This is a genomic window from Pseudoalteromonas sp. NCCP-2140, assembly GCF_023708065.1.
Taxonomy (GTDB): Bacteria; Pseudomonadota; Gammaproteobacteria; order Enterobacterales; family Alteromonadaceae; genus Pseudoalteromonas.
Map to the genome: position 1 here is coordinate 468,034 of NZ_BRCZ01000002.1, position 18,084 is coordinate 486,117.

The 18,084-nt window shown below is 40.4% G+C and carries 17 protein-coding genes; 10 read left to right on the forward strand and 7 right to left on the reverse strand.

The window, feature by feature from the left end:
- The first annotated feature begins 78 nt into the window (after positions 1-78).
- The 5 genes from pgi to NFU46_RS06020 all read left to right on the forward strand — a co-directional run bounded on the left by pgi (position 79) and on the right by NFU46_RS06020 (position 9,021).
- The gene (gene pgi / locus NFU46_RS06000; RefSeq protein WP_251600587.1) at positions 79-1,725 is read left to right on the forward strand and encodes a glucose-6-phosphate isomerase; all 1,647 of its coding nucleotides are present in this window, start codon (positions 79-81) and stop codon (positions 1,723-1,725) included.
- A gap of 267 nt (positions 1,726-1,992) precedes the next feature.
- Complete coding sequence (gene zwf, locus NFU46_RS06005) at positions 1,993-3,465, forward strand: glucose-6-phosphate dehydrogenase (RefSeq protein ID WP_054563610.1); 1,473 nt, start codon at positions 1,993-1,995, stop codon at positions 3,463-3,465.
- Positions 3,466-3,470: 5 nt separating this feature from the next.
- A complete protein-coding gene (gene pgl, locus NFU46_RS06010) occupies positions 3,471-4,181 on the forward strand; it encodes a 6-phosphogluconolactonase (protein ID WP_251600590.1) in 711 nt (236 codons plus the stop codon).
- 711 nt (positions 4,182-4,892) lie between these two features.
- Complete coding sequence (locus tag NFU46_RS06015) at positions 4,893-7,433, forward strand: TonB-dependent receptor (protein ID WP_405030611.1); 2,541 nt, start codon at positions 4,893-4,895, stop codon at positions 7,431-7,433.
- A gap of 76 nt (positions 7,434-7,509) precedes the next feature.
- On the forward strand, positions 7,510-9,021 hold the full coding sequence (locus NFU46_RS06020; RefSeq protein WP_251600594.1) for a tryptophan halogenase family protein: 1,512 nt from the start codon (positions 7,510-7,512) through the stop codon (positions 9,019-9,021).
- A gap of 38 nt (positions 9,022-9,059) precedes the next feature.
- Here the strand turns inward: NFU46_RS06020 and NFU46_RS06025 are convergent, their stop codons facing one another.
- Positions 9,060-9,770 (reverse strand): DUF6445 family protein, encoded by a 711-nt coding sequence (locus tag NFU46_RS06025; protein ID WP_251600596.1) that lies wholly within the window; start codon positions 9,768-9,770, stop codon positions 9,060-9,062.
- A gap of 243 nt (positions 9,771-10,013) precedes the next feature.
- Between NFU46_RS06025 and NFU46_RS06030 the strand changes: the two genes are divergently transcribed.
- Entirely contained in the window at positions 10,014-10,718 is a 705-nt protein-coding gene (locus tag NFU46_RS06030; protein ID WP_054563614.1) for a SapC family protein, read from the forward strand.
- Between the two features lie 125 nt (positions 10,719-10,843).
- Complete coding sequence (locus tag NFU46_RS06035) at positions 10,844-11,878, forward strand: isoaspartyl peptidase/L-asparaginase family protein (protein ID WP_054563615.1); 1,035 nt, start codon at positions 10,844-10,846, stop codon at positions 11,876-11,878.
- Between the two features lie 68 nt (positions 11,879-11,946).
- Here NFU46_RS06035 and queF read toward each other — a convergent pair whose 3' ends face one another.
- A complete protein-coding gene (gene queF, locus NFU46_RS06040) occupies positions 11,947-12,792 on the reverse strand; it encodes an NADPH-dependent 7-cyano-7-deazaguanine reductase QueF (RefSeq protein WP_251600599.1) in 846 nt (281 codons plus the stop codon).
- A 59-nt stretch (positions 12,793-12,851) separates the two neighbouring features.
- On the opposite strand from queF, the gene syd reads away from it, so the two are divergent.
- On the forward strand, positions 12,852-13,391 hold the full coding sequence (gene syd, locus NFU46_RS06045) for a SecY-interacting protein (RefSeq protein WP_054563617.1): 540 nt from the start codon (positions 12,852-12,854) through the stop codon (positions 13,389-13,391).
- Positions 13,392-13,452: 61 nt separating this feature from the next.
- Here the strand turns inward: syd and NFU46_RS06050 are convergent, their stop codons facing one another.
- The 3 genes from NFU46_RS06050 to NFU46_RS06060 all read right to left on the reverse strand — a co-directional run bounded on the left by NFU46_RS06050 (position 13,453) and on the right by NFU46_RS06060 (position 14,878).
- Positions 13,453-14,226 (reverse strand): Zn-ribbon-containing protein, encoded by a 774-nt coding sequence (locus tag NFU46_RS06050; protein WP_175080957.1) that lies wholly within the window; start codon positions 14,224-14,226, stop codon positions 13,453-13,455.
- Positions 14,226-14,492 (reverse strand): hypothetical protein, encoded by a 267-nt coding sequence (locus NFU46_RS06055; RefSeq protein WP_055021916.1) that lies wholly within the window; start codon positions 14,490-14,492, stop codon positions 14,226-14,228. Before NFU46_RS06055 ends, NFU46_RS06050 begins: the two co-directional genes overlap by 1 nt.
- 155 nt (positions 14,493-14,647) lie before the next feature.
- Positions 14,648-14,878: a DUF2789 domain-containing protein gene (locus tag NFU46_RS06060; RefSeq protein ID WP_036969581.1), complete on the reverse strand. Its 231-nt coding sequence runs from the start codon at positions 14,876-14,878 to the stop codon at positions 14,648-14,650.
- Positions 14,879-15,025: 147 nt separating this feature from the next.
- Here NFU46_RS06060 and NFU46_RS06065 point away from each other — a divergent pair, with 147 nt between their 5' ends.
- Positions 15,026-15,673: a GNAT family N-acetyltransferase gene (locus NFU46_RS06065; RefSeq protein ID WP_054563618.1), complete on the forward strand. Its 648-nt coding sequence runs from the start codon at positions 15,026-15,028 to the stop codon at positions 15,671-15,673.
- Between the two features lie 661 nt (positions 15,674-16,334).
- Here the strand turns inward: NFU46_RS06065 and NFU46_RS06070 are convergent.
- Positions 16,335-16,634, reverse strand: coding sequence for a DUF3301 domain-containing protein (locus NFU46_RS06070; RefSeq protein ID WP_054553721.1), 300 nt, complete (start codon positions 16,632-16,634; stop codon positions 16,335-16,337).
- Positions 16,635-17,663, reverse strand: a complete 1,029-nt coding sequence (locus tag NFU46_RS06075) for a DUF3549 family protein (protein ID WP_251600602.1) — start codon at positions 17,661-17,663, stop codon at positions 16,635-16,637.
- A 106-nt stretch (positions 17,664-17,769) separates the two neighbouring features.
- Here NFU46_RS06075 and NFU46_RS06080 point away from each other — a divergent pair, with 106 nt between their 5' ends.
- Positions 17,770-18,084: a YqcC family protein gene (locus NFU46_RS06080; RefSeq protein ID WP_251600605.1), complete on the forward strand. Its 315-nt coding sequence runs from the start codon at positions 17,770-17,772 to the stop codon at positions 18,082-18,084.

Genomic DNA, 18,084 nt, shown 5'->3' on the forward strand with positions numbered 1-18,084 from the left:
TAATTGCTGTCTTTATTCAACATTAATAAAAAGATAGTTAAAAATCAGTTTGTTGCAAGTTTTGAGGGGATTATATATATGAGCAGCCGTTCGCAATTAGCTAGTTGGCAAGCACTATCTGAAAGTGCCAAGAAGATGAAACAAATTCATCTTAAAGATTTATTTGCCAAAGATAGCACGCGTTTCGAGCAATTCTCTGCTCAGATCCCAGGTGTATTATTCGATTACTCAAAACAACAAATTGATAAGACGGTTTTTGAACAATTAATTGCCTTAGCGAAAGAGTGTGACATCAGCGCATGGCGCGACAAGATGTTCAGTGGTGAGAAAATTAACATTACTGAAGACCGTGCTGTACTTCATACTGCTTTACGTAACCGCGCTAACACAGCTGTAATGGTTGATGGTGAAAACGTAACAGACGCTGTTAACGCTGAGCTTGCTAAAATGAAAGCCTTTGTTGGCAAAGTACGCAGTGGCGAGTGGTTAGGCTACACAGGTAAAGCTGTAAAAGATGTTGTTGCTATTGGTGTAGGTGGTTCAAACCTTGGTCCGCAAATGGCAACCGAAGCACTTGCTGCTTATGCTGACGACACATTAAATGTTCACTATGTATCAAATGTTGATGGTGTTCAAATTGCATCTGTTTTACAAGGTTTAGATGTTGAGACAACATTATTTGTTATCTCATCTAAAACATTTACAACCTCAGAAACCATGACTAACGCTAAATCGGCTGTTGAGTGGTTTTTACAAACAGCACAAGCGCAAGAACATATTGCTAAGCACTTTGTAGCTGTAAGCACCAATTTAGAAAAAACAGCGGCCTTTGGTATCGCTGATGAAAACGTATTCACAATGTGGGATTGGGTCGGCGGTCGCTTTTCTTTATGGAGTGCGATAGGATTACCAATCGCCCTGTACCTAGGCTTCGACGCGTTCGAAGAGATCCTAGAAGGTGCGTTTGAAATTGATGAGCATTTTAAAAATGCTGAATTTGAAAATAACGTACCATTGTTAATGGCGCTTTTAAGTGTTTGGAACACTAGCTTTTTAGGTTATACGGCACAAGCTATTTTACCGTATGACCAAGCACTACACATGTTACCGGCGTATTTACAGCAAGGTGAGATGGAAAGTAACGGTAAGCATGTTACTTTTGCTGGTGAAACGGTTCCTTACACGACGGTTCCAATTATTTGGGGTATGACAGGTATTAATGGTCAACATGCTTTTTACCAATGTCTGCACCAAGGTAATGTAATTGTACCTGCTGACTTTATTGCCTCAATTGAGCCGCAAGTAAATGTTGGTAAGCACCATGATATTTTATTATCAAACTTCTTTGCACAAACCGAAGCTATGATGGCCGGTGTTGATGCAGAGCAAGTAACTGCAGATTTAACCGCAAAAGGTAAATCTGAAGCAGAAATTGCAGAATTATTGAATCATAAGATTCACCAAGGCAATCGCCCAACAACGTCAATGTTGTTAGATAAAGTTGATGCGAAAACGGTAGGACGTTTAATTGCGCTTTATGAGCACAAGATCTTCTGCCAAGGCATTATCTTAGAAATCTGTTCATTTGACCAATGGGGTGTAGAGCTAGGTAAAGGACTTGCCTCTAAAATTGAAGCTGAATTATTTGATGACGAAGTCAGTCATCCACACGACAGCTCAACCAACGGACTGATCGCTTACTATAAAACACATCGTAAGCAGTAATAGATTCGCAGCAACAGCTGCAAACCGAATACCTTTGAACGGGTAGCGCTGGAGTTCTTAGGGCCTGTATTTTTGTGAGAGGATTTACAGAGCCCCTAAGACTCATTTACTTCAGCCAACATAAGAATAATGAGTAAACTACTTACAACAAATTCAACAGGCTTTGTTAAAGGGATCATCTAACACAGCCAATCAACCAGATAACAACACGCACTGCCATACTGCATGAGTCGATTAACATGGCATTGCCAATGTAGAGAGTGATATATGTTAAATCCATTTGATATCGTAATTTTTGGGGGCGGCGGTGATCTTGCGTTACGTAAGTTACTTCCTGCAATGTATCGCGCTTATCAAGAGGGCAACCTTCCTCAAGGTTCTCGTATCCTTCCTACGGTACGTGAAGAAAGCAAACGTAAAGAATACATCGAAACAGCACATAAAGCGTTACAAGACTTTTTAGGTAAAGGTGAGTACAACGCAAAAGATTGGAAAGCATTTTCAGCTTATCTTGTGCCAGTTGTAACGAATGTAACTGAAGCCGATGACGACTGGGATAAACTAAAAGATATCCTTGATGAACACGATGCTGATAAGTCTCGTGTTTTTTACCTTTCATTACCACCTGCAGTGTACGGTAGCTGTTGTGAAATCTTATCTAAGAAAGGTCTGATCACAGAAACGTCACGCGTTGTTGTTGAAAAACCGATTGGTTACTGTGGTGAGTCTGCTGAAGCAATCAATGCAAAAATTGCTGAATACTTCAAAGAAGAGCAAGTATTCCGTATTGACCATTACTTAGGTAAAGAAACTGTACAAAACTTAATGGCACTGCGTTTTTCAAACTCACTGTTTGAAAACCTTTGGGATGCTAAATCAATCGATAACATCCAAATCAGCTTATCAGAAACAGTGGGCCTAGAAAGCCGCGCTGGTTTCTACGATAAAGCGGGTGCATTACGCGATATGGTTCAAAACCACTTGCTACAATTACTTTGCTTAGTGGCAATGGAATCTCCAAACAAATTAAACGCAAACAGCATCCGTACTGAAAAATTAAAAGTACTAGAGTCGTTACGTCCGTTAGTGGCTGAAGATGTTGATGCAAACATTGTACGTGGTCAGTACGTACCTGGTAACTTAGACGGTAAAATCGTCCCAGGTTACTTAGAAGAGTTAAACGAAGGTGCGAGCAAAACAGAAACTTTTGTTGCTATTCGTGCGCACATCGATAACTGGCGCTGGGCTGGTGTGCCTTTCTATCTTCGTACTGGTAAACGTATGAAAAAGCGTTGTGCTGAAATCGTTGTGGAATACAAAAAAGTATCTCACAACGTTTATACCGACAACGTAGGTAACATTGAGCCAAATCGTCTTGTTATTCGCCTGCAACCAGAAGAAACAATTCAATTAACACTGATGTCTAAGCGCCTTGATAACCTTGAGATGCAATTAGAACCAGTAACCATGAACATTGAGTTATCGCAAGCGTACAGTAATGGTTTCCATTCAGATGCTTACAAGCGCTTAATGTTAGATGCCGCAGCAAATAACCCATCACTGTTTATTCACCGTGATGAAGTGCGTCAAGCATGGAAATGGATTGACCCAATCATTGAGCGTTGGCAAGAAAAAGGTGCACCATCGTTATACCGAGCTGGTACATGGGGCCCTGAAGATGCAGATGAGCTTTTAGAAGAAAACAACCACGTTTGGTTTAACACAGGCGATAAGGCGTAATTAAGATGGCAACAATTGTTGAAAAATTCTTTGCAAACAAAGACGAATTAACAGCTGAGCTTTCTTCAAGCCTTGAACAAAGCCTTGTTGCTGGTATTAAAGAAGATGGTCGTGCGGTACTAATGGTATCGGGTGGCTCATCGCCAGCACCTGCTTATAAGCACTTATCGAACCTTGAACTTGACTGGGCAAACATTGATGTTGCTATGGTTGATGAGCGTTGGGTTGATGCTGATCATGAAAAAAGTAATGAAGCATTTATCAAAAGCACGCTATTACAAAACCATGGCGCTGCAGCTAATTTCGTAACAATGAAAAATGACGCATTAACGGCACAAAATGGTGTAGCAGAATGTGAAGCTGCATACAAAGCATTAAAGCGTCCTTTTGATGTGACAATTTTAGGCATGGGTCCAGATGGTCATACGGCTTCTCTTTTCCCACATGCTGAAGGTCTTGAACACGGCCTTGCGACTGGTGATTTAGTATGTGCAATTAACGCTATTGAAAGCGATGTAACAGGTAAAATCACTGAACGTATGACGTTAACTTTAGCTGCGATTGCAGACTCTAAAGTAGTGAAGCTTTTAATTAGCGGTGAAGAAAAGCTCGCTGTTTACAAGCAAGCGAAAGAGGGCGGTGCAGTTGCTGACATGCCTTTACGTGCAGTATTGAATCACCCACATATCAATATTGAAGTTTATTGGGCGCCTTAATCGTCCGATTAAAGTCAATGTCAAAAGCGAGCTATTATGCTCGCTTTTTTGTTTTTAAATTCTCACCTGTAACGAACCGTATTGAATAAATACGATTTCTTTAAATAGCCCGATAAAGTGTTAGACAAGTACAAAATGGCTCTATATAATTAAAAATGACAACGCTGTCATTGTTATTAGTTATTATTCTCAATATCCCCTTTAACTCATTCTGCCCAGAAAAAGTTAAAAATAATTTGTACATGACAGCATGCTTTTAGAAATAGGTTAGTTTTTTAGGCTAATTTATTGTTAGATAACAGGTTTTATATAACTTTTAGTTATGATTAATAAATACCCAGTGGAAACTAAAGCTTACAAAAATGCATGTAATTTTTAGCTAATTTCAAAAACTCATCCTTTTGGTCTTTTCATCTGCAATATCACTCATGCTATATTTGCGCCGTTTATTTGTAACAATTCTTAAAAACTCAATATTAAATATTAGTTATATCAATAACTTGATTATTTCGTTGTAAATTTTTTGCACAAATTAACCAAAAAGATGTAGCACAAATGTAATTTAGAGTGTATGGTTTGTTACTAGATGACAGCGTTGTCATCATCACTGGGCAGAAGTGATATAAAAAACCAACAAAATGATTCAAGGGGAATCCTGTGTTAGCTAAAAATTTTAAGAAAAGCTTATTAGCAGTTAATATCGGCCTCGTAATGAGTGCTGGGTTCACTGGCGCTGCATACGCAGCAGAAGAAACTAAAGTTCAAGAAGATGTTGAAGTAATTGAAGTTCGCGGTATTCGCCGTTCACTTGAAGCTTCAATGAATACTAAGCGCTTTGCTGACAGCGTTGTCGATGCTGTTTCTGCAGAAGACATCGGTAAGTTTCCTGATGGCGATGTAGGTGAAGCACTTGGTCGTATTTCAGGTGTTGCTGTTAACCGTCAATTCGGTCAAGGTCAGCAAGTGTCTATTCGTGGTGCTTCAAGCCAATTAACACGCACACTTTTAAACGGTCAAACTGTTGCATCAACAGGTTGGTATGACCAACAATCAATCGACCGTAGCTTCAACTACACGCTTTTACCACCTGAATTAGTTGGTGAAATCCAAGTTTATAAATCTTCTCAAGCTGACGTTGTAGAAGGTGGTGTTGGTGGTACTGTTATTGTTAACACTCGTAAGCCACTTGATCTTGACGCTGGTACAACTTTCTTAAGTGCAAAAGCCGACTACGGCACAATCTCTGAAGAAACAGACCCTCAAGTTTCTGGCTTATTTAGCTGGAAAAATGACGAAGAAACATTCGGTTTATTAGGTTCAGTATCTTGGGCTGAAACAAACTACCAACGTAACGGTATCGAATCACTGATCGGTTGGGGTGATATTGTTCCTACTACGTTCCAACAAGAGCGTGAGCGTACAGCATTAAATGCAACTTTCCAGTATCGTCCTACAGATAACCTAGAGCTAGGCTTAAACATTATGAGCCTTGAGTTAGATGCAAACAATGCAAATACCTCTAACTTCGTAATGTTCCCTGACGACAAAGAAGCAGCTTGTGAGCAAACAAATGCATCAGGTACATGTACTTTCTACCGTCGTACTGGTGAAGGTGTAAATCCAGGTTGGACTCAAACTTGGGCGCGTATCGCAAGCATGTCATCTGACACTGCTGATTTCAGCCTTAAATACGAGGGTGACTATTTCACATTAAAAGGTCGTTTCGGTACAACTGAATCAGAAGGTGGTACAGACCTAACAGCAAACTACGGTAACTTCATCGGTGTTCCATCTGATTACGCTGGTACTTATGATGCTACTGGTGATGTAATCAAAATTGATATCAATAACAAATACTTTGAAGCATCAGATTTTGCAGGTCCATTATCTCCAGCTGGTTGGGCACTTAAAAAGCAACCTAACACAGATGAAGAAACTTACGCACAGTTAGACCTTTCATTCCCTGTTGATTTTGGTGCTATCACAGCAATCAAAACAGGTTTCCGTTGGGCTGACCATGAAGTAAAACAAGAGACTTACTCAACTACTTTAGTTGATACATTACCAAGTGGTGATGGTGAGACTTACTACTCAGGTACAATGTCATCAGGTGCAGGTTTCACTTTACCTGAGCCAGATTTTGATAAAATGGTAGCTGATGCACGTGCTGCAATTGCAAGCTTCGATAATGATTCAGCTGTATACCGCTCAGGTTACGGTACAATCGAAGAAGAAAACTTCGCAGTTTACGCAATGGCTGAGTTCTCTGCAGAATCTATCCGCGGTAACTTCGGTTTACGTTATATCTCTACAGATGCAGAATCAGATTACTACGGTTTTGCAAATGGTGAGTACGAAAGTTCACTAAGCACAGATAAAGCGAGCTACAACGACGTATTACCTAGCATCAATATCGCATTCGATTTAGCTGAAGATGTAATTTTACGTACCTCTGCTGCACAAGTTATTGCACGTCCTAACTACACAGATATGTTCTCTGCATCATCTTTTGCAGGTTACGCTGATGGTACAGCAAATAACGAAGTACTAACTAAAGGTAACGTAGGCCTTAACCCATTCAAAGCAACTCAAGCTGATTTAGGTATCGAGTGGTACTTTGATGGTGACGGTATGGTAAGTGCAACTTACTTCTTCAAAGACATCACATCATTTGTTACTTCAAGCCAAATCTTGAATCAACAAATCGGTGTTGTAGACCCAGATACTCAAGGTGATAACTGGACGCTATCTACTAAGCTTAATGCAAGTGGTGGCCAAATCGAAGGTATCGAGCTACAAATTCAAGATGGCTTTGACAGTGGCTTTGGTTACTCAGCAAACTACACATTCGTAGATGCACCATCAGAAGCTGAAAATTACCCAGATATGATCCCATTATTCTCAGATTCGTCTAAGCATACTGTGAACTTAGTGGGTTACTATGAAACAGATACTTACTCAGCACGTTTAGCTTATAACTGGCGTTCAGAGTACATGATCCGTGAGCTACCTGGTTTCTATGGTAACCGTGAGCACCAATCATACGGTACTCTTGACTTCAGTGCTAACTACAGCGTAACTGACAACATTGACGTAACGTTTGAAGCTGTTAACTTAACTGAAGAAGACAGCGTACAAATCGGTGTTGCTCCTTCTGATGCAGAAGTCGTTCCTGAGCTTCGTAACGGCTACCCAGCATGGAGCTTTGAAGGTGAAGCACGCTACAAGCTAGGTGTATCACTACGTTTCTAATCTGATTTAGATAACGAAATTAAGAAAGCCCAGCTCGCACTGGGCTTTTTTGTGAGTAAAAAGTGGGCGAGTAAAAATGATAAAAAAAATCGCAATTGTTGGTGGCGGAACAGCAGGTTGGTTAGCCGCTAACCATTTAGGTCATGCGCTTTTGCAAAGTGGCATTGAGATCACGTTAATCGAGTCTCCTAATATTGCCAGCATAGGTGTCGGTGAAGGTACTGTTCCTTCGATGCGCAACTCTTTACAAAAGTTTGGTATCAGTGAAAGTGACTTTATCAATGAATGTGATGTTACTTTTAAACAGTCAATCAAGTTTGTAAATTGGCTAGATAAACACAAACATGGTGCTAACTTTTACCATCATTTATTTGATCACCCACATATATTCGGTGAGGAGTTAACGCAGCAGTGGCTTGCTGAGGGTAACGGTAATGATTACGCAGACTTTGTTTCTAAGCAACATGCGTGTTGTGAAAATAACCTAGCACCGAAAACAATTGCGACACCTCAATATGCAGGTATCAATGGCTATGCCTATCATTTTGATGCTAAAAAGTTTGCTGCATTCTTAGGAAGCCATGCCACGCAACATTTTGCTGTAAAACACCTGTTTGCAGAAATTAAAGATGTCAGCTGTGATGAGCAAGGTTTTATTACACACCTAATCGACTCAGAAGGTAACGCCTTAGAGTTTGACTTTATTATTGATTGCTCAGGCTTTTCGGCTGCCTTTATTGGGCAAAAACTAGGGGTGGGCTTTGTTGATAAGTCAGATAGTTTATTAACTGATACTGCAATCACATTGCAAGTACCGACACAAAGCGATGATGAAATACCGCCTTACACTATTGCTACGGCACACCAAGCCGGTTGGATCTGGGATATTGCGCTCACAGAGCGAAGAGGAGTGGGGTTTGTTTATTCATCTAAGTATATGAGCGATGAGCAAGCACACGCTAAATTGCATCATTATTTAGGTAATAAATTTGAGCACTTAACGCCAAGAAAGATCCCAATGAAAGTAGGGCATAGAGAAAAAATGTGGCACAAAAACTGTGTCGCTATAGGGTTGTCGCAAGGATTTGTTGAGCCACTTGAAGCAACTGCCATCTTAATTGCAGACTTTTCTGCGGGGTTATTAGCAAAGCGTTTTCCGCGTACCCGAGATGAAATTAACTTAGTTGCTGATGATTATAATCAGCAGGTGAATTATGTATGGCAACAAACGTTCGATTTTATAAAAATGCATTACTGTATTTCGGATAGAACTGATTCAGCCTTTTGGCGTGATAACAAAAAAGCCGACCAGTTATCAGACAAACTAAAAAATAACCTAGCACGCTGGCATCGCTTTACACCAGTACGCGAAGACTTTGCCAGTAAGTTTGATTTATTCGACTTAGAAAACTACTTATATGTATTGTTTGGTATGCATTATGTGCCTGCCAAACAGCAATCTAAGCAGAGCGACAATCAACAAGTTGCTGAATTTAAACAGCAACGCGTCAAGCAGTTATTAAGCGAGCTACCTAAGCACAGAGAACTATTAGATAAAATAAAGAAATTTGGTTTACAGAAGTACTAATTTGATTAACTGAGCTGGCTAAAAAAGTATTAGTCAGCTTAGCTAATTCTAAAAAATGAAGAGATAGATAAACGGCTGTTGCTTGTATCATTGCTGTACTCTTTGTGATTAAAAAGAGCTGCGCTATGCAATAGGTTGCTCTTATAAATTACGAGCCTATTAATCTTCGCTTCAATATCCACCACTTTTTCAAAAAGCGCTGTTGTTTCATTTAAATAGCCTTGATGAGTTGCGCTGTATTTTTCTGTATCAGCAATCATGTTATGCACGCTATTTTGGTTATCAGCTGTCACTTTAATTATGTTCTCGGGGAGGTATTTGTATATGCCTGTGCCGCCCCATTCTTTAGGAGATAAATAATGCACTGCTGCAAATGTTTTATCATCCGTTGAATCAATATGTGGCATACGCTGCAAGGTATTTAATTCATTCGCATTTTGAGTAACTAATGAAAGCTTACAGCGGTGAAGATATAAATTATTTTCACCGCTTGTAATGATCCCTTGCTCTAAAAGCTCGTTAAGTAGCTGCTCAAAAGCTCGGTAGTAAGGCGCAGGCATTTCATCTCGCTTACCGGGGTAGAGTGTGCCATCGCTGCCAAAAGGCTGGAAATAGGCCGTATCTGTGGCAAATTGATAAATAGGCTCGAGGGTGTGTAAAAAGTCATCAACAATAATGACAGTCTCATTAATTTCAGCAATGAAAACGCTGCTTACTTTATAGTCTTTATTTAATTGATAGCCTTCCATTGTTTGCCTTAGTCTCCCCATAATTGTTGAATATACTAACAAAAATAGTGGCTTATGCGTGATAATATTTACTTGCTTATAGCTTGTTTTTTCATCATTTGGGGATGATTGGTAATGTAGGTAAATTTGTTAATTTATAATGTACAAACTGCCACAAAATTTTCACTTCCTTTTTGTTGCCAAAACCTATAGGCTTTGGGCACTAACAGCAAAAACATATTATAAAATTAATGGAGCAGTATCATGGCGGAGCAACAAGTACAGCCTTTACATAACGAAAAACATGCCAACACTAAAATTCAAAATGGCATCAACATTGAGTTCATGAAAACTCAGCACTTAGTACCTGTGGTTGCACACGAATTTGCACGCATCGCAAATGAATTCCCAATGGCATTTGTTAAAAACAACGAATCAGGTCAATTCCAAGCAGTTGCTTTATTTGGTCTAGAGCCAGGCGAGAACCTTTTCATTCAAGACGACAAATGGACAGCTGCATTTGCACCTATGTCTATGACTCGTTACCCACTAGGTCTTGTTAAGCACCCAGAAGCTGACCAATTTGGTATCGTAATCGACGAAGCAAGCCCGCTTGTAAGCGAAGAAACAGGTAATGCACTTTTCGAAAACGGTGAAGAAACTGAGTACCTTAAGCGTCGTAAAGAAGCGCTTGTTTCTTTCATCGAGTTCTCTCAGGTCACTGAAGCATTCACTAAGTACCTTGCAGACAAAGAACTACTAGTAGCTCAAACGCTAACTGTAGAAATCAAAGGTGAGAAAAAAGATATCAACGGTATCTACCTTGTTGACGAGAAAAAACTTAACTCACTAAGTGATGAAGAGTTCTTAGACCTTCGTAAGCGTGGCTACTTAGCACCTATCTACTCTTTCTTAACGTCTACTCACCAAGTAGCACGTTTAGCACGTTTAAAAGCAGCTCAAGCTTAATTTTAAACAGCTGAAAAAAAGCGCCATTAGGCGCTTTTTTTGTTTCTTTCGTCGGTTAAAGCTTGAAATGCAGCGCCGAATTATTCACATTGGGCTTACAAACTAAAATAAATATAAGTGCCCCTATGTTAAAAACATTACTCACCTCAGCCATTGCCCTTAGCGCATTATCATTTAGTACTTTAAGCCACAGTAGTGATCAACCTTTTGCTATCGCCATTCATGGTGGTGCAGGAACAATTGAAAAGAGCCGCTTCACGCCAGAGCAAGAAAAAGCTTACCGTGCAAAACTAAAAGAAGCCGTTGAAACAGGCTATGCCGTGCTTGAAAAGGGTGGTGAGAGCCTAGATGCTATCACTGCGGCAATTAATGTGCTGGAGAACTCGCCGTATTTCAACGCTGGTCGCGGTGCTGTATATACTTATGACGGTGCACATGAGCTTGACGCATCGATTATGGATGGTCGTACACGCCAAGCTGGAGCTGTTGCTGGGGTTAAACACATTGAAAACCCAATTAACTTGGCGCGCTTAGTGATGGAAAAATCAGTGCATGTTATGCTCAGCGGCCAAGGTGCTGAAGAGTTTGCAAAAACTCAAGGTATGCCGCTGGTTGAAAACAACCTATTTGATACTGAGCACCGTTATAAAGCGTTATTAAAAGCAAAAGAAAAGCTCGATAAACAAAAAGTAACTAGCAAAGACTACCAAGCTGCACACAAAGCCCTGCCGGTTAATTACAAAATGGGCACTGTCGGTGCAGTTGCACTTGATAAAAACGGTAATATCGCTGCAGGTACTTCTACAGGTGGTATGACAGCAAAACGTTTTGGTCGTGTAGGTGACTCACCAGTGATTGGTGCGGGGACCTTTGCTGAAAACGAATCATGTGCAGTATCTGCAACAGGGCATGGCGAGTACTTTATTCGCTACAATGTGGCAGCTGATATTTGTGCTCGCGTAAAATACCAAGGTAAAACTATTGTAGAAGCGGGGAACGAAGTGATCCACGATGTATTAATGCCTATAGGTGGCACAGGCGGTGTGATCATTATTGATGCTAAAGGTAACATTAGCTTGCCGTTTAACACCGCTGGTATGTACCGTGCGAGTAAATCAAATACATCACCAACTTATGTGGGTATTTTTAAAGACGAGTAATTATCTGTAACGAATCTTTAGACAATAAAAAACCGAGTTCACAACTCGGTTTTTTATTGTCACCAAAGTTATTGGCGATTAATTTTTACCTTGAAGGGTGTTTCATCTTGATTCGTTGAGCGATAAGGGTTGATATCTAAACCACCACGGCGTGTATAACGGGCATACACTTCTAACTCTTCAAGGTTTAACTGCTGCATTAAATCGCAGTAAATACGCTCTACACATTGCTCATGAAATTCGTTGTGAGTTCGAAATGAAATTAAATATTTTAATAAGGCTTCATGGCAAATCGCTTGGCCTTTATAACGAATAATCACACTCGCCCAATCAGGCTGTGAGGTGATCAAACAGTTCGATTTTAGTAAGTGACTGTGTAGGGTTTCTGAGACAATCTCATCACCATTATGGCGAAGTGAGCTTGCATCAATATCATAGCTGGTGATTTCGATATCCAGATCATCAATACATTCGCCCGGTAACGCTGAAAATGGCAAACAATTGAAATCATCTGCTTGGTATAAAGTAACGTTCACCGGTGCATTAACTGCATCTGACAAGTCTTTGCTAAGCGCTTGATGTACGCCATCTAGCGTCTCAAATCGTGTTTGATTAAAGCTATTTAGGTACAGTTTGAATGACTTAGACTCAATGATATGGCTGCTCTGACAAGGAAATACAAACGTTGCCACAGCGACCATTGGCTTACCCTTGCTATTTAGCCACGATAATTCATAGCCAGTCCAAATATCTTGGCCTTTAAACGGTAAGTTATCTTCGCTAACACCTAATGCATCACGGTTTAATTTACGGGCAATAGGAAACAGTAAACTGGGTGTGTAGGTATCTACATACTCTGTGCTTTTACCAAGAACACTGTTTTTCAGTTCGGGTGAGTTGCTGTAATCTGTCATCTTTACACTTTTGTAGTTACAATGGCGGCATTATACCTAAAGCCAATGAGTTTCGCAGTATGTCTGTTTCTACAAAACTAGATAAGTTACATCAAGCATTTAGTGAAAAATGCCTCGAACGCACAGGAAAGCTTCCTGTTATTGAACATGATACAGCATGGCCAAGTCCATGTGAGCAGGGCGAAGTAGATGAGCAGGGGCTTATTCAGTGGTGTGCAGTTCCACAACAACCTGCTGGCAGTTTAGAAGACTTAGCCAAGGCACTAGAGTTATCGTTTCCTGAAGATTTAAGCCCATTGTTTGGTCATGTCTATGCGGGTAATTTGTTATTGAGTATTGATGATCATCACATTGAACTGCTACAAGCATGGAATGAAGATGATTTTAGCCGCTTACAGCAAAATATTACCGGTCACGTGTTAATGAAGCGCAAGCTAAAGCAGCCAGAAACCGTATTTATTGGTCTTACAGAGCAAGATGATCTGCTGATCACTGTATTAGTCGAAAGCGGTGAGGTTTGCTTAGAGTATGTGGGTAAAAAACCACATCATGTGCTAGCGAATAGCATCAGTGAGTTTTTAGACAAAGTAACGGTGTAAATTCAATAAGTAAAAAGGGGCGGTTGCCCCTTTCGTGTATCTGGTTATTACCTTTATTAGGTTATTGAAAGTCCCACGAGATATTCGAAACAATGCCACAGGGCTCACAACGAAAATCAAATAAGCCAAACCATGGCTCTGGTAATTTCCACTCGCCATCGCAGCTTGGGCAGCGACGTTTAAGCTCTGACTCTTTGTCAACGCCGCCTACACGGTATAAATAGTAATAAACCGGCTTCTTGGTTAGAAAACTAATACGTTTCGTGATATCGCGACCACGGCGGTATAAGTCACTCTTGATGCTAGTTAGCTCTTCAAGCGCAGGAAATTCACAACGGGTTGCACCATTGATCTGAATTTGATCGCACGCTTGCCAGTCTTCTTGCCATTTAATGAGTGTTTTGTAATCGCCATTGGCAATTGCTGGAATGCGAAATAATGGCACAGGCAAAAAGTCATCACCACAATAAAGCGGGCTACAGGTGTGCACGTACGTGGTATACAAAATATAGCACGACGGATCATGACACATGTCTGCGCCATTTGAGTGAATGTCTTGGCCGACCACTTTAACTTTTGGTGCCAGTAAGCCTGCAGTGTTTAATTGCTCAATGCTATGTTTTACAAACGGGCTATGGTTGAGCGGATGCATCGCATTTTCAGTTGGGCACATTACACGAGTAATGAAAAATCCATCTTTTAAAACCGTTGGAAATTCATCACCAATTATTTGGCCGTTAAAACGAAGCGCATTCACTAGGCGGTTTATCGCCTGCTCAGCAAGCTCTAAGGTAGTATCTTGGTAGCAATCAAAAGTCAGATCGACAACAAACATTATTTTTTCTCAAGCAGTGCTAATAACCTATCTAATTTAGCTTCAATACGATCCAATTGACTTTCTTTTGGTGTACTCAGTTGTTCATTTGACGGGTTATTGATGAAATTATTAATTGAATCCGGATTGTTTTTATATTGGCTAACCGCAGCGATGATCACAGGCATCGGCATTGGTTGGGCTAGCTTACTTTTAGTTAAGGCAACTGTCGGGGTTTTACCTTCATCAAGAAGGGTTTTAATTGCATCAAATACAACGGCATTCATTTTTGTATAAACTCTTTTATAAAGACTAAAAAGCACCGCAGTATATGGGCTGCAGTGCGCGCGTATGGTAGCAATAATAGATGTGGAGTGAAATTACTTTCCTAATTTACGAGCTAAAAGAATGTTATTTAAGCTCGTAAATTTGGTCGCAGGCGTTACTGGCGTAACCTTGCGTCTAATTCATCAATCACCTCGCTCCAAGCACCATCTTCTGCAAGTGATTCTGCTAAAAAGTGTTGCTGAGCTTCATCCCAAAAAGGCGCTTCCTGCAATAGGGTTGTATCAGACAGTTGATGGGATGCTATAAAAGCATCTATTTCACTTTCTTTGCTCGGTAAACCAAGTTGTGCAAATAGGGTCGAAATATCATGTTTTGTCGTATCCATAGTTCTGCTCCTTGTGTATGGCGATAATTATTACTGCTTGAACTTAATGATGATGAACCGCAGTTTAACTTACGCTGAATTTGTCTTTAATCGCTGTTAGGTATATACCTTATAGTCTAGTACGAAAATAATAAAACAAATAAAAGGATGAGTATTTTGACAGTTGCTGAACCCGAAACCTTAAGTGTGCAATACCTTAGTGCTGAAGATATCAGCACTGCCGCAAGCCTTATTTATCAAGCCTATCATGATGATCCCGTTCTTCAGAATGTATTAGGTTTTCAACAAGATAACCCAAGTAAATATGAAACTAAATTACGTGCTTTAGTACGTGAAGAGCTAGCAAGTTTCTGGCAAGAAAAGCAGCCTCTAATAGGTCTTTACTCACAAAGCAGATTAAAAGCCATTGCCTGTGTATTCGATTCGGCAAGTGAACTACAAGCTGAACGATACTGGCATTGGCGCTTAAAACTGATGCTTAGTGCGGGTTACTTGCAAACCAATCAGCTTATAGAAAAAGAGCGCACTATTCGCGAAGCGCTTTCGAGTAAAGGTCATTATCTGTTTTTAGCCTTTATAGCCGTTGACCCACATTTTCAGGGGCAAGGTTTAGGCAGATATCTGCTACGAGGGCTTGATGATTTAGTTGAGTCAAGCAATCAAGCAAGTGGTTTAGCCGTATTTGTTACTCGCTCTGAACAGCGTGAATTCTTTAGCTCTGAAGGGTTTGAAGTGTTCAAGGCCTTGAGCTTTAACCAAGTCGAAGGTGACTTGATGTTCAAAGCAGCAAATTGACAAAAGGACGTTTTGGAAATAGCAATGTGAGATAAATCTCACATTGCTGTGCGTTTTATCAGTTTAATGCCTTTAAACTTGTACCCATAATTGCTTATTGTGATGATTTTAAAGGATTTATTGTTTTTGTCATTTTTGTGACTTAGAAAAAATTACTTTTTATGCCTACCAAGATATCCGCATTTCTCTAAACTTAATCATGTCAAGAAGACACAGGTTCAACGATTGAACTGATGCCAAGGATTAGGATTATGGCAACAAAGCAAGATGCTTAGCAGGAAGCAAAGGGACAAGAGCTAGGGAAGCAAGGAAGAACGAGGACACTGCCAGGATGCAGTACAATCGCGGAGCGATTGAAAAGGACTGACCAAAGGATGATTTTAGCAGGAAGCTAAAGGAGCGTTTGGAAAACGAAGTGGATAGCCATTGACGGCAAGAGGACGGCACTAGGATGTGTTAAATGTTACATGAAGTAGCATGGTGGGTGTATCGGATGTATACCCGTTCAGGGGAAAGATAAAAAGGCAGCTTCGGCATAAGTAAGGATACTTAATCATGGAAGTAGCAAGATTGGGGCGTGGCTATTAGCTACGCCTTAGTTCTTTGTGGAGGTTACACTTCTCAAACAGGCAATTATTTTGTAAAACTCGCAACTCGCAACTTAAATCTTATGCGGCGGTATTACTACGCTTTTAAGTAATTCGTTTTCCATGATCAAAACGCCTTGATACACGTTTTGTCCATCACTTGAAAACTCAAAAATAAATTCGCTTTTTATACCTGGTTTACCGCTTTTTAAAATGCCAAGTCGGCGCTTATTGCAAGCAACACTCATCAATTGCACATTTAATTGCTCAATTTGTCTTTGTGCATGAAGATTAGCTGCTTCGGCCACTTTTCTGTTTAACCAAAAAAAGTAGATGATGCTGCCAATGATGATGAGTGTCCACAAGCCTGCCATTTACGAAAATAACCTTCCAATTGCTCGAGCGAGTGTTTCGCTACGATTTTCTTTTCTTAATAAACCTAGTAGGTGAGGGCGAATACTAGGAATTGCAACTAAATCGGTGAAAATACTCACAAACAGTTGTTCAATTTCAGTGTGGTGTGCACAGCAATCCATAAACACGTGTAAGCGTTCTGGGTCTTCAAGTGTGCTAAAACAGCGCCCCGCAATCGTTAATAGTACATCTGACTGGGTATTCATATCAGAGCGTAATACAGCATCAACAAGTTGCGCAGTTAAACCTTGTGCTGGTGTTTTTGATAGGCTTCTAAGAGCTGCAACAAGGGCGATGTCGTCTTTATTTGCTATGGCGTTTAAACCATAGGCTAACAATTGCTCTGCAAACACGGGTTCGATTGCAACATGTTCAAGCATTGCACTTAGCGGCTGTAATACTTCGACTGGTAATTGCCCCCAAGCGGCTTGTAGATTTGCTAAATTGTTGTCGTTATCTAAACGCATCGCAAAGTCTGCAATACCTTGTACTGCAACACTTTGCCAATTATCAAATCCCAGTTTGCCTGAAAAATACAGCTGCGCATATTCGTAATACTGTGAAGCACTTTGTTTAAGTAAACATTTAACCTGTGCATTAAATGCCGCTAACTTGTTGGCGTTTGGCGTAAATACATACGGGTTGTTGTCTAATTTGCCTTCGGCATTTTCACCGGTAATTTCTGTACCAAGCGCTTCAATTACCATATTTGCGAAATGATCGCGGCTTGCGCTTACAAGACGGCTTTGCTCATCTAGGGGGAATTTTAAAAACCATACATAAGGTTCTTTAGACGCTTTTACATTCCAAAATTGAATAGCAAGCCAAGCATGACCAGCAAGCGGGTATGGGTAAGGGATTTTTGTTTCTTCAATGGCAAGAAATTGTTTTTTGTCTAATTTAGTGATGTGTCTGCCAATATCGAAGGCACGCCAAGTGGTGCCTGCTGCATCCAGAAGTTGACCTAATGTGGCGATCTGCTCAGTCATAAAATCTCAATTACCGTTTTTAATCTATATCAGCCGCGAATTATACGCCATACCATGGCGCCTTGGAACAGGGTATACTAAGCACAAAGGTATTAAGAGTTTTACAATGCATCAACAGACTTTGGCGCTGCTGCGCGAATTAGAATCCACATTACAACGCCATTCACTTTGGCAAACAACACCGATTGACCCAAGTGCACTCAATTCTAGTGTACCGTTTTGTCATGACACCCTGGCTTTTGAGCAATGGCTTCAATTTGTTTTTCTTGAAAAAATGCATGCCTTAATCACACTCGCTCAGCCTTTACCCCGTAATTTTGCAATTGCGCCTATGGCTGAAATGATGTTGGCACAACACAGCGGCGGTAATGATGTGATTAACGTTTTACAAAAACTCGATCAACTTTTGAGTGATGACTAA